The organism is Bartonella bennetti, from assembly GCF_045945445.1.
Taxonomy (GTDB): Bacteria; Pseudomonadota; Alphaproteobacteria; order Rhizobiales; family Rhizobiaceae; genus Bartonella.
In genome coordinates, this window is record NZ_CP174576.1 from 178,957 (window position 1) to 192,174 (window position 13,218).

At 36.2% G+C, this 13,218-nt stretch carries 12 protein-coding genes and 2 pseudogenes; 11 read left to right on the forward strand and 3 right to left on the reverse strand.

The features are described 5' to 3' along the window. Window positions 1–50 precede the first annotated feature (50 nt). From proB to ACJTDF_RS00700, 11 genes and pseudogenes are all read left to right on the forward strand, one after another. Window positions 51–1,143: pseudogene (proB, locus tag ACJTDF_RS00650) on the forward strand (glutamate 5-kinase). Between the two features lie 69 nt (window positions 1,144–1,212). Further along, window positions 1,213–2,442 (forward strand): annotated as a pseudogene (locus ACJTDF_RS00655) (glutamate-5-semialdehyde dehydrogenase). A 29-nt stretch (window positions 2,443–2,471) separates the two neighbouring features. Beyond that, entirely contained in the window at window positions 2,472–3,065 is a 594-nt protein-coding gene (locus ACJTDF_RS00660) for a nicotinate-nucleotide adenylyltransferase (protein WP_407966192.1), read from the forward strand. Between the two features lie 57 nt (window positions 3,066–3,122). Beyond that, window positions 3,123–3,575, forward strand: coding sequence for a ribosome silencing factor (gene rsfS / locus ACJTDF_RS00665; RefSeq protein WP_407965696.1), 453 nt, complete (start codon window positions 3,123–3,125; stop codon window positions 3,573–3,575). Window position 3,576: 1 nt separating this feature from the next. Then, the gene (gene rlmH, locus ACJTDF_RS00670) at window positions 3,577–4,059 is read left to right on the forward strand and encodes a 23S rRNA (pseudouridine(1915)-N(3))-methyltransferase RlmH (protein ID WP_407965697.1); all 483 of its coding nucleotides are present in this window, start codon (window positions 3,577–3,579) and stop codon (window positions 4,057–4,059) included. A 94-nt stretch (window positions 4,060–4,153) separates the two neighbouring features. Beyond that, complete coding sequence (locus ACJTDF_RS00675) at window positions 4,154–5,440, forward strand: murein hydrolase activator EnvC family protein (RefSeq protein WP_407965698.1); 1,287 nt, start codon at window positions 4,154–4,156, stop codon at window positions 5,438–5,440. Next, window positions 5,430–6,740, forward strand: a complete 1,311-nt coding sequence (locus tag ACJTDF_RS00680) for a S41 family peptidase (RefSeq protein ID WP_407965699.1) — start codon at window positions 5,430–5,432, stop codon at window positions 6,738–6,740. Before ACJTDF_RS00675 ends, ACJTDF_RS00680 begins: the two co-directional genes overlap by 11 nt. A gap of 60 nt (window positions 6,741–6,800) precedes the next feature. After that, complete coding sequence (locus ACJTDF_RS00685) at window positions 6,801–7,322, forward strand: RNA pyrophosphohydrolase (RefSeq protein WP_407965700.1); 522 nt, start codon at window positions 6,801–6,803, stop codon at window positions 7,320–7,322. A 107-nt stretch (window positions 7,323–7,429) separates the two neighbouring features. Next, window positions 7,430–7,987: an invasion associated locus B family protein gene (locus tag ACJTDF_RS00690; RefSeq protein WP_407965701.1), complete on the forward strand. Its 558-nt coding sequence runs from the start codon at window positions 7,430–7,432 to the stop codon at window positions 7,985–7,987. A 318-nt stretch (window positions 7,988–8,305) separates the two neighbouring features. After that, entirely contained in the window at window positions 8,306–8,599 is a 294-nt protein-coding gene (locus ACJTDF_RS00695) for a YggT family protein (RefSeq protein WP_407965702.1), read from the forward strand. Between the two features lie 30 nt (window positions 8,600–8,629). After that, window positions 8,630–8,953, forward strand: a complete 324-nt coding sequence (locus ACJTDF_RS00700) for a DUF167 domain-containing protein (RefSeq protein WP_407965703.1) — start codon at window positions 8,630–8,632, stop codon at window positions 8,951–8,953. 41 nt (window positions 8,954–8,994) lie between these two features. Here the strand turns inward: ACJTDF_RS00700 and ppa are convergent, their stop codons facing one another. The 3 genes from ppa to mgtE all read right to left on the reverse strand — a co-directional run bounded on the left by ppa (window position 8,995) and on the right by mgtE (window position 12,948). Beyond that, window positions 8,995–9,537 carry an inorganic diphosphatase gene (ppa, locus tag ACJTDF_RS00705; RefSeq protein ID WP_407965704.1) on the reverse strand — a complete coding sequence of 181 codons (543 nt, stop codon included), beginning with the start codon at window positions 9,535–9,537 and terminating at the stop codon, window positions 8,995–8,997. Window positions 9,538–9,604: 67 nt separating this feature from the next. Further along, complete coding sequence (gene typA, locus ACJTDF_RS00710) at window positions 9,605–11,428, reverse strand: translational GTPase TypA (protein WP_407965705.1); 1,824 nt, start codon at window positions 11,426–11,428, stop codon at window positions 9,605–9,607. A 134-nt stretch (window positions 11,429–11,562) separates the two neighbouring features. Further along, window positions 11,563–12,948, reverse strand: coding sequence for a magnesium transporter (gene mgtE / locus ACJTDF_RS00715; protein ID WP_407965706.1), 1,386 nt, complete (start codon window positions 12,946–12,948; stop codon window positions 11,563–11,565). Window positions 12,949–13,218: the final 270 nt, after the last annotated feature.

Genomic DNA, 13,218 nt, shown 5'->3' on the forward strand with positions numbered 1-13,218 from the left:
GCTTCATGATAATAACCATTGGAATGCAAAAACTTTAGCAATATAAACGTATTGCGATTAAAGTTGGTTTTGTGCTTTTAGTTGCTCCTCAAACAGGTTTACGCGTTGAATGGCTTAAAAGTTTAATGAATAATGCTGTTGCACTATGCCAAAATGGTGTTGAGGTTTTTTTGTTTCTTCTGGTGCTATTGCTTTGGGGTTTACCTTACTTCATCTTTCTAAAGTTTTTTTAAATTAGAAGAGAGTCAGGCATGTGCTGCCTTAGGCTAAATTGAACTTGTTAAAGCTTATAGTGATTAGTGATGGACTGGCCCAACATGGATTGAGAACAGGCCAGATTTTGCTGATATTATCCGATAAGGAAGAGTGTCGGCGTTATCTTAATGCGCGTGCTATTATTGATACACTTTTATGTTTGGGGATCGTACCTGTTATCAATGAAAATGATATCGTAGCAATAAGTGAAATTCGTTATGGTAATAATGATCGTTTAGCAGCACATGTTGCAACGATGATGGGGCCGGATCTTTTAATCTTTTTATTCGATGTTGATGGTCTTTATACGTGTTCTCCTCATTTGAAACCAGGAGCTGAACTTGTTTCTTTTATTGCGTCAATTAGAAGTGATATTGAGAAAATGGCGGGCGTTGCTGCTTCAGAGTTTTAACGGGGTGGAATGAAAACTAAACTTGAGGCCGAGAAAAAATCTACTACTGCTGGAACAGCAGTGGTTATTACTTCAGGAAAACGCATGAATCCCCTTGTAGTAATTGACAAAGGAGAACGCAGTAGTTTTTTGCTGCAAATGAGAAGCTAATAAATGCTCAGAAAACATGGATTTCTGGTCATTTAGATCCATTTGGTGTTTTGACTATTGATCAGGGGGACATTGAAGCACTTGAGGTTAGAAAATCATTACTTGATACCGGAGTTGTTGCGGTTGAGGGAATGTTTGATCGTGAAGATACGATTGCGATTGTTGATGAAAATGGAATTGAGATTGTTCATGGTCTTATAAATTATGGAGCAGATGAAGCGAAAATTATTATAAGTTGTAAGAACGAAGAAATAGAATATATTCTTGGGAATGGAGTATGTTCCGTTGTAATGCATCGCAATGATATGGTTTTACGTTGCTTATAGGATTGAATATAAAAGGTCTCTTTTTTTGTGAATTTGTGGATGAGTGATCATATGACTTTAGCAGAGCAGATGAGAGTTATGGGGCAGAAAGCACGTGATGTTGCTTCGATATTTGCAAGTGCTTCTGCTGACCAAAGAAAAAGTGCTTTGGAAATGATCGCTCTGAACCTAGAAAATCAGTCGGTTGAAATTTTATGTACTAATCGTCAAGATTTAGAAAATGCTGCTCGGAATAGTTTAACATCCGCAATGCTTGATCGGCTGAAGTTGGATGAAGCACGTTTACATGCAATAATCGATAGTGTTCGTCAGATTGCTTGCTTGCCCGATCCTGTTAGAGAAGTGATCAGTGAATGGATGCATCCAAATGGGTTTCATATTCATCGTGTGTGAACATTACTTGGTGTCATTGGTATTATTTATGAGAGGCGGTCAAATGTTATAATTGATGCAAGTGCTTTGTGTTTGAAAGGTGGAAATGCTACAATTTTGCGTAGTGGTTCAAATAGTTGTCATTTTGTACTTGCGCTTCATTCGGCATTAGTGAAAGGGTTGGAACAAGCCGGCTTACCTAAGAGCGCTATTCAAATAGTGGAAACAAAAGATTACGATGCTATTGGAGAAATGCTTAAAGTTTGGATGGCGCAATTGATGTTATTATACCCCGTAGTGGGAAAAATCTTGTAGCACGCATTCAATCCGCTGCTCGTGTTCCTATTTTTGCACATTTAGAGGGTCTTTGTTATATTTATTATTGATAAATCAGCGGATTTAGATATGGCACGTGAAATTGTATTAAATGCGAAATTAAGGCGTACGGGTATATATGGAGCTGTTGAGACAGTTTTGATTAACTGTCAGGCATTATTTTCTGTTCTCATTGCTTTACAGGAGAAGGAATGTGAAATTCGTATGATAGAAGATATCATATTGCTTATGCAAAGAGATAGATTAGCTTGTGAAGAAGATTGGTCTTGTGAATATCTTGATGCAATTTTATCTGTTAAAATGGTTGATGGTATTGAGGGAGCTATTGAATGCATTTAGCGTTATTCATCAGGACATACTGAAGCAATTATTAGTGAGGATATAGGGGTAGCTAAAATGTTTTTTAATCGTTTAGATTCAGCCATTTTACTTCATAATGCATCAACACAATTTGCTGATGGAGGTGAATTTGGTTTTGGAGCAGAAATTGGTAGTGCAACAGGGAAAATGCATATGCGCGGACCAATAGGAGTTGAACAGTTGACATCATTTCAATATTACATTAGTGGAAATGGGCAGGTTAGGCCTTGAAGCAACTTTTTTTTCCATGGGAAAATCGTATACCACATGTTGAAAAATCCAATGTTATTGGCCTTTTTGGTGGGTCATTTAATCCACCACATGCCGGTCATCTTCTTGTTGCAAAGACTGCAATTTTGCGTTTGCGTCTTAACCAATTATGGTGGATGATAACTCCAGGAAATCCTTTAAAAGATTGTTTACAATTGCTATCTTTGCGTAAAAGAATGCAGTTAAGCGTGGAACTTCTTAATCATCCAAAGATTCGTGTAACAGGTTTTGAGAAGACTATAGGGAGCAAAATATCTGTTGATACGATTTCTTATATCCTTACACGCCATAGGGGAGTGCATTTTGTGTGGGTTATGGGAGCAGATAATTTAGCAACATTTCATTATTGGCATAGGTGGCGAGATATCGTGTCTATGATTCCCATTGCCATCATTGATCGTCCTTTAGCACGTATGTCGGCACTTTCTTCTCCTATGGCTAGAACTTATTGTTATTCTCGTGTGGATGAGAGAGCAAGCACACTATTGCCTTTTATGGCACCACCTGCTTGGATTTATTTACATGGACCTTTATCTTTTCAGTCTTCAACAAAGCTTCGTTTACAAGAGAATGATTCTTCTTGAAGATTCTATAGGATTCTGCAACTATTTTAGAGTAACTTATTTTTATTCTTAACTCTTATGTTTCAAATAATAAGAAAGGATATTAGTCTGGAAAAATTTGTACAAAAACCTTGTAATATTATTGCTCCTTTGGCAGAAGAAAAAGGCTTGTCAGTTATGAATGGCCTTAAAATTATTCTTAGCAATTTAGAAGATATAAAAGCAGAAGATATTGTTTCTATTGATTTGCAGGGAAGGTCTTCTTTGGCTGATTATATGGTTATTGCTTCTGGTTGTTCGCAGCGTCATATTTCGGCTATCACTGATCGTCTTTTATCTGTTTGGAAAGAAAGTGGATACGGTAGAGCAAGGGTAGAGGGAATGGCTGGAGGGGATTGGGTGCTGATTGATGCAGGCGATATCATTATTCATCTTTTTCGTCCGGAAATTCGTACTTTTTATAATTTAGAAAAAATATGGCTTCATTCAGGTTTGGAGAATATTGAAACAATTTTTGTTGGAGATAACTGACATGCAAGTTTCTATTTTTGCTGTTGGTCGTATGAAACAAGGTGTTGAACAGATATTAGTTCACCGTTATTTGGATCGTTTTTCTAAAAGTGCTGGGGCTGTAGGTTTTCATTTTGGAAAAATGCAAGAAATATCAGAAAGTCGTGCTCATACAGTTTGTCAACGTATGGAAGAAGAAGGAAAAAAACTTTTTGAATATTTGCCTGAAAAATGCCGATTAATCGTATTGGATGAGCGTGGAAAGTTGATGTCATCATCTGTTTTTGCTGAAAAATTAGCATTTTATCGTGATGAGGGTGTTCGTGATTTGATATTTGCTTTAGGAGGCCCTGATGGACATAGCGAACAGGTTAAAAACCGTTCTGATTTTCTTTTATCTTTTGGTTTTATGACATGGCCGCATCAGATTGCACGTATATTACTCACAGAACAGTTGTATAGAGCCATAACAATCATCAGCCATCATCCTTATCATCGTCTTTAAATTGTATATATTTTTTTACACCTATTCATGCACTTATTAACATTGTTTTAGGCGACAGCATTTAAAGCATCATTAGTTTATATAATTGAGTTTGATGGTTGGACAAATGAAGAGGTTTCTTCATGAAGAGATAAAGATGCAGTATTTATGCAAGAAATGCATGATATTGCTGATGCTGATATTAAGCATGGATATCGGGACATCTATTTTGTATGCTGAAGATATAGACAGTCGCGAATTAGTACAAAAAACATTAACGGACATTCGCAATAGTATTTCTGTATCGCGTAAGCATATTGCTTCGTTGATACAACAAGTGGATCGCTTAAAAAAAGATCAACGCACTTTAACTGATGAACTCATAAAAATTGCTAAAGTAGAGCGTAATGTAGCAAATGATATTATTATAAGGGAGGAAAAGCTTAAGCAACTTTTAGAGCAGAAGATGCAAGTGTATCACAATTTAAAAAATCGCCAGGCTGAATTTTCAGAGATATTAGCTGTTTTAGTGCGGACAGAATTAAAACCACCTCCTGCTCTTATAGCGCGACCTGAAGATGTTCTTGCTTCCATACGCAGCTCTATTTTGTTAGGAGCCATCATCCCTGATATGCAAGAAAAAACACAGAGTTTAATAGAGAATCTAAAAAAATTGACCAACTTAAGTCATGTAATTGCTACAGAATGCGCAGATTTAAAAGCTAAAATGCAGAATCAAGCAGAGCAGCTTAAATATTTAGAGTTTTTATTAGATAAAAAAGCGAAATTACAGAAAAGATCAGAAAAAGAGCTTATGATGTTACGACAGAAAAATATTACTCTTATTAAGAAAGCTCAGTCTTTAGAAGAATTAATTTTAGAGCTTGATTATCAATCACAGTCTGATTCCGCTTCATCAGAAAATGTACGGAAGAGTTTACAATTATTAGAGCAGATGGATTTTCAAAATAAAAAGGGTCACTTGCTTTTACCTGTTTCGGGAAAAAGAATTCAACATTTTAATAATAGTTCGCATGTTGCGCGTTTTGGTGAAATTATTGCAACAGAACCAGAAGCTGTAGTTATAGCTCCTGCTGATGCTTTTGTTGCTTTTTCTGGATCATTCCGTTCTTATGGACAATTAATCATTCTTAATGTTGGGAATGGTTATTATATTACTCTTATCGGGATGGCTAAAATCAATGTAATTCAGGGGCAGTTTGTTCTTTCAGGTGAACCTATTGGTACAATGGGAACGGAATTTATTGCGAATACTATTGCATTGGATATAGGAAAAAGTACTCCAATGCTTTACATTGAGTTTAGAAAGCATGGAAAACCTGTGGATCCAAACCCTTGGTGGCAGACTGAACAATTAAAAAGGAACAAAAATGATTCGTAAAGTTATTCTTTCGGTAGCTGTGATATTGCTCAGCGCTAGTTCAATGATTATGGTGCAATCTGTTTCTGCGAATAATGATAGTAATACTTATAAACAGTTGGCTATATTTGGTGATATTTTTGAACGAGTGCGGACGCACTATGTTACGGTTCCAAATGATAAAAAACTTGTTGAAAATGCTATTAATGGAATGCTTTCTTCGCTTGATCCACATTCCTCTTATATGGATGCTGAAGCAGCCAAAGACATGAGAGCTGCTACTAAGGGAGAGTTTGGTGGTCTTGGTATTGAAGTGACTATGGAGAAGAACCTCCTTAAGGTTGTTTCCCCAATGGAGGATACACCAGCTTCAAAAGCTGGTATTTTAGCAGGAGATGTTATTTCAAAGATTGATGGTAAACAGGTGAACGGTCAATCTTTGAATGAAGCTGTGAATCAGATGAGAGGTGCTGTTGGTACACCGGTTACGCTAACAATTATTCGTTCTGGTGTTGATAAACCGCTTGAGATCAAAGTTATTCGTAATATTATCAAAGTGAAAGCGGTTAAGTATCGTGTTGAAAATGATATTGGTTATTTAAGACTCATTCAATTTTCTGAAAAGACTTTTGGTGATCTTCAAGCTGCAGTTAAAGATATTCAATCCAAAATTTCTCAAGATCGTTTGAAAGGGTATGTGCTTGATTTACGCCTTAATCCTGGAGGGCTTTTAGAACAGGCTGTTAGTATTTCAGGTGCTTTTCTTAATAAAGGTGAAATTGTATCGATTCGTGGTCGCAGAAAGAAAGATGTGACGAGATTTGATGCTAGACCAGGAGATTTGCTTAATGGGAAGCCTCTCATTGTTCTTATTAATGGTGGTTCAGCAAGCGCTTCTGAAATTGTCGCAGGAGCTTTACAAGATCATCGCCGTGCTACAATTTTGGGAACACAATCTTTTGGTAAGGGATCTGTTCAAACGATTATTCCTTTAGGTGAAAATGGAGCTTTACGTTTAACGACAGCGCTTTATTACACCCCGGCGGGTACATCAATTCAAGGAACCGGGATTACACCTGATATTATTGTCGAGCAGCCATTGCCTGAAAAATATAAGGGCTATGATGTAACCCTTGGTGAATCTGAGTTAAGAGGACATATCAAAGGAAAACAAGAAAGTGAAAAAGGCTCTGGTTCGGCTGCTTTTGTTCCTAAAGATCCTAAAGATGATATGCAATTAAATGAAGCTTATAAGCTTTTACGGGGTGAGATAACGCATAAGGCGTTTCCACCAGATCCTCGTCAAGATACTTTAAAGTAAGAAGAAAGGTGTACAGCTTATATTTTTATATGAGCTGTACTTTTATTAAGGGATAATGAGGTGGATACAATTGTTGATTTTAGAGCTCTCCCTTATCGAAAATGTGTGGGAATTCTTGTGTTTAATCATGAAGGTAAGGTTTGGGTTGGACGCCGTTTGATGACAGTTTCTTATGCACAAGTTGACATGTCCAAACTTTGGCAGTTACCACAGGGGGGAATTAATCAGGGAGAAAAACCGATAGATGCAGCACTGCGTGAGCTTTATGAAGAAACAGGTATCCAATCCGTTAAGTTGATTAAGGAAGCTCAGGATTGGTTTGAGTATGATTTTCCAAAAGAACTTATTGGACATGTTTTAAGCAATAAATATCGTGGTCAAATGCAAAAATGGTTTTCTTTTCAGTTCACGGGAGAAATTTCTGAAATTACGATTAACCCGCCGCCTGATGGCAATAATGCAGAGTTTGATCAGTGGAAATGGATTGATTTGGAAATGCTCCCGTCAATTGTTGTTTCTTTTAAAAAGCATGTTTATACACAAATTGTAAAAGAATTCCGAAATAGTTTTAGGTGTTTATAACTCTTATAATTGTAAAAGCTATTTTTTTCTTAAGAGGCTTTGTATTATACCTCTTTATCAGAAATAATAGAAGTGATTCTATTGTGTGTTTAAAATTAGGATGTGAGATGAAAAAAATATTTAGTTTTGTTATAACTTTTACACTCTTGAGTGTTTCTATTGCATTTGCACAGAGTACAAAACCAACTACAACAAAGCTTTCTGAAGCTTCATTGCCGAACGGTGCTTCTTCTTTAACTGAAACTTATGGTTTATGGAATGTTAACTGTAATTTACAGGAAGGAAAAAAAGTTTGCTTTATGTATCGTCAAGAAGTTAATGATCAAAATCGTGTCATATTAGCTATGAACATTTCTTCCAATTCCGATGGTTCTTTGTCAGGAAATTTGACAGTCCCTTTCGGTATTTTAGTTTCTAAACCTATTCGTTTACAAGTAGATGGTGGGAAGAATGTTATTGAAACGAGCATTCGAACCTGCATACCAGCAGGTTGTATTGTACCAATAGCTTTTGACAAAAGTTATGTGGCTGCTTTACGTGCAGGAAAAAAGTTGAATTTAGCGATGACAGTTTCTACTCCAGGAGAGCCAGCTCTGAATGACTTATTTGTTCAATTAACTGGTTTTAGCGATGCACTTAACCGTTTTATTGCTTTGCAAATGTAATTTAAAATCGGTCTTTAAAGGCCGATTTCATTTAGAACAGTTTGTAAGGAAAACAAAAATTAAATTAGTCCATTGGCTAATTATATGAAGGATGAAGAGTTTCTGTAAATTCTTTTTTTATTTTGGTGTATTATTGCTTCATTTTAATATTTTATTACATTGCGGCATAATGATATATGCTAAAAATGTTAATTTTTATCTTATTCTCTTAGCGATGAAAAAGAAGAATAATTGGTGAAACTATTATAAAAAAGAATTTATTTTCATTAAAGTTTTCTACGTGAGCTTCCATTCTATTGATTGGTAAAGGAAATAGGAATGATCTATGCTTTTCTTAGTGTACTGGATCTGACATTTAGTATTTACATTGCTATTTTAATAGCTCACGCTATTTTTTCTTGGCTTTATACATTTAATATTATCAATACCCGAAATGCTTTTGTCGCTATGATAGGGGACTTTCTATATCGTACAACAGAACCAATTTTGTACTATATTCGACGCTTTTTACCCAATCTTGGGACAATCGATATTTCACCTATTGTGGTTTTTATGATTATTTATTTTATTCGTATCTTTATGTGGCGTGCTTATGCAGGGATGTTTTTATAAAAGTGAAGATACTTCCTTAGGCGAATAAAGATGTTTTATCGAGTTGAACCTCAACGTTTGATTTTATTTGTCCGTTTGATTCCAAAAGCCTCAGTTGATAGTATAATAAAGGTTGAAAATAGAGATGATGGAAAACAGCATTTGATTATACGTTTGCGTGCTATTCCTGAAAATGGAAAGGCAAATAAGGCATTAATTAAATTTTTGGCAAAACAGTGGAAGATTCCATCATCTTGCATTTCTCTTGGAAGTGGTGCAACATCACACTATAAACAACTTTATTTTTCAAAATATCTAAAAGAGATAGAGCAAATATTAGAATTGTTTAGAGATTGTAATCCTATAAAAAAATGAGGAAGATAATAGCCTGTTTAAGATGCAGGCTATATTTTTATTTAGAGCGAACAATTAGACTGTTTATTGCGCTCAATCGCTTTTTTAATCAACTCATGTGCACAATCTTTATCACGCCAACCTTCAATTTTAACCCATTTTCCAGGTTCAAGATCTTTGTAATGTTTAAAAAAATGCTCAATTTGTTTTAATCTGATTTCGGGAAGATCTGTATAATTATGAACATTAATGTAACGTTTTGTTAATTTTGCAGAAGGAATAGCAACAATTTTTTCGTCTTTACCACCGTCATCTTCCATCATAAGAACACCGATTGGGTATACATTAATGACACAGCCTGGGATAAGAGGACGGGTGTTACTAATGAGAACATCAATAGGATCACCATCTTCTGAAAGTGTGTGCGGGATGAAGCCGTAATTTCCAGGGTAAGCCATTGGTGTATGGAGGAAACGGTCAACAAATAATAATCCAGATTTTTTATCCATTTCATATTTTATTGGTTGACTATCAACAGCAACTTCAATGATAACATTAATATCTTCTGGCGGATTTTTGCCAATAGGTATTTCATTAATATTCATGTAATTACCCTTTCTAGGATTAAGTAAAATCAAATAGAATAGTACATTGATGTGAAGAGATCATCTATCAGGCAAGTGACGAGCGCGTTTTTTCGAAACGTTTACGTTCATTTGGATCTAGATAGAGTTTACGTAGACGAATATTTTTAGGTGTCACTTCTACCAGCTCATCATCTTGTATCCATGATAGTGCGCGTTCTAAGGTCATTTTGATTGGAGGGCTTAATTTTACGGCTTCATCTTTACCAGAAGCACGCATGTTGGTTAGCTTCTTTCCTTTTAAAACATTTACTTCTAAGTCATTATCGCGTGAGTGTATGCCAATAATCATACCTTGATAAACTTTAACGCCAGCATTGATCATCATAGGGCCACGATCTTCAAGATTGAAAAGTGCATAAGCAACGGCTTCACCATTATCATTTGAAATCATTACACCATTGGTACGGCCACTAATTTCTCCCTTATAAGGCTCATAGGCATGGAAAAGACGATTCATAATTGCTGTACCACGTGTATCTGTTAAAAGTTCAGATTGATAGCCAATAAGTCCGCGAGTTGGTGCGTAAAACACAAGACGTACACGATTTCCACCTGATGGACGTAATTCAACCATTTCTCCTTTGCGTTCTGACATTTTTTGAACAATAGTTCCGGAATATTCTTCATCAACATCGATCACAACTTCTTCAATTGGTTCTAAAGTTATTCCATTTTCATCTTTTTGCATGACTACACGTGGTCGTGAAACACTTAGTTCAAATCCTTCACGACGCATATTTTCAATAAGAACTGCAAGCTGTAATTCTCCTCGTCCTGAAACATAAAAGGAGTCTTTATCAGCTGATTCCTCAATTTTAAGAGCTACATTTCCTTCTGCCTCTTTTAACAAACGATCACGGATCACGCGACTTGTTACCTTATCTCCTTCTGTACCAGCAAGAGGACTATCATTTACAAGAAAGCTCATGGTAACAGTGGGGGGATCAATTGGTTGAGCAATAAGAGCTTCATTAACGGAAAGATCACAGAAGGTATCAGCAACAGTTCCTTTTTGGAGTCCTGCAATTGCTATAATATCCCCAGCGGCACTTTCTTCAATAGGCTGCCGTTCTAATCCACGGAATGCTAAAATTTTTGAAATACGCCCAGTTTCTAAAAGTTTTCCATCTTGTCCCAGAACCTTAATATTTTGATTGGATTTAATTGAGCCTGAATGAATGCGCCCTGTAATGATTCGTCCTAAAAAAGGATCAGCTTCAAGGATAGTACCGATCATACGGAATGGTCCTTCAGCAATGGTTGGTGTAGGTACATGACGGGTTACAAGATCAAACAAGGCATTTAGTCCTTGATCTTTGGGGCCTTTAGGAGATTCAGCCATCCATCCATCACGACCTGAGCCATAAAGAATAGGGAAATCTAGTTGTTCATCGGTTGCATCAAGAGCTGCGAAAAGGTCAAAAACTTCATTGACAACTTCATCAGCACGAGCGTCAGGTCGATCAATTTTATTGATTGCAACAATAGGACGTAATCCTACTTTTAATGCTTTTCCAACAACAAATTTGGTTTGTGGCATGGGGCCTTCAGCGGCATCAACAAGAACAATAGCTCCGTCTACCATATTGAGGATACGTTCTACTTCACCACCAAAATCGGCGTGACCAGGGGTGTCAACAATATTAATTCGGGTATTTTTCCAAACAACAGATGTCACTTTTGCTAGAATTGTAATACCGCGTTCTTTTTCGATATCATTTGAATCCATCATGCGCTCGCTTGTGCGCTGGTTATCACGAAAATTTCCTGATTGTTTGAGGAGTTCGTCTACAAGTGTTGTTTTACCGTGGTCAACGTGGGCGATGATAGCAATATTACGCAATTGCATAAATTTTCTTCTTTTCGTTTAATGAAATTTTCTTTGAGGTAAAGCATCTTTCTTTACAGCTTTTTTTAGACTTTGGGAAGAGGAAGAACATTTTTTATAAAAAAATGACAGAAAAGATTTTAGTACATACCATATTAAAGTAAGATTCCAGATAGAATAAAGGAAGCAACAGAAAAGTAAATTATAATACCCGTGACATCTACTAAGGTTGCAACAAAGGGAGCTGAAGCACTTGCCGGGTCAAATTTTAAACGTTTAAGAATAAAGGGCAACATAGATCCAGCTAAAGAACCAAATGTAACAATTCCAACTAAGGCTGCTCCTACAGTTATAGCAATAAAAAACCAATATTCACCATAATTATAAATTCCGAGTTGTTGCCAGACAGTAATCCGCGTAATACCGATGATTCCGAGTAAAATACCAAGGGATATGCCTGTTGGGATTTCACGAATGATGACCTTCCACCAGTCTTTAAGTGTGAGTTCCCTTAAGGCTAATGCGCGAATAATAAGAGATGTTGCTTGTGAACCAGAGTTTCCTCCTGAACTCATAATAAGAGGGATGAATAATGTAAGGGCAATTACTTTTTCAAGTTCTGTTTCGAAATATTGCATGGCGCTTGCTGTCAACATTTCACCCATAAAGAGTAAAGCCAGCCAGCCACCGCGTTTTTTCATCATCCCAAAAAAATTTATTTGCATGTATGGTTTATCTAGAGCTTCTAGTCCCCCAAATTTATAGGCATCCTCATTCATTTCATCGACCATAGAGTCAAGTACATCATCAACTGTTACAATACCAATAACATGATTGCTGCCATCAATAACTGGTACAGAAAGAAGATCATGACGTTGGAAAAGGCGAGCAATATCTTCGTGATGCGTAAAGGGCGATATTGTGATAGGTGTATCGTGTGTGGAGACGTTTAAAATTTTATCATCAGGTGAGGCAAGAATAAGGTTACGGAGAGAAACAGCTTTGAGAAGCGTGCTTGTTTTGGGATCAATGACATAACTTGTGTATACGGTCTCACGTGTTCTTTCAACATCACGAATATGATCTAAAGTTTTTTTTACAGTCCAATTTGCTGGTACTGCTATAAACTCTGTTGTCATTAATGCACCAGCTGTATGATCTGGATAACTGGTAAGTTTTTTGAGTTCAGTTCGGGTTAAAGGTTTTAGTAAGGCATAAAGCCGTGTACGCGTCTCTTTATTCATTTCTTGGAAGACATCTGCAGCGGCATCTGCAGACATACCGTCAAGAATTTCAACAGCAAGATTCACGGGTAAAAGTTCAAGAATAGCTGCTGGTTTTTCAAGTTCTGGTTTATCGAAAAGTTCAATGGCATAATCAAGAGGTAAAAGACTGAGGATAGTTACCCGCTCCATAATATCAAGGTCATTAATGATATCAATCGAGTCAGCAAAATGAAGATTTTTTAATTCTTCAGCAAGAGTTTCAGAAGGTAAATCTTTGAGGTACCTGGTAGTTGTTTTAATTTCAGTCTCAGTCATGTGAAGTGCCTTCTAAAAGATTAGAGGTTTATAGATATAATGAATCAAAATTATAGACAACTTAGAATACAAGTTTTTCAATTGTTAATATTCAAAGCAAAGTCAAGGATAGATTGCAATCGTAAAAACTGTAAACAATGTCATATGACCAGCAAAAGAGGTCTTTTTGTGTATTCCGTAATGACAAAATAATATTTTATTTTTCTGTAAAAAGTTCAATTTAAGAGGCTATTTTGAAATATAAAGTTGTTATTAATGGATTATATTATG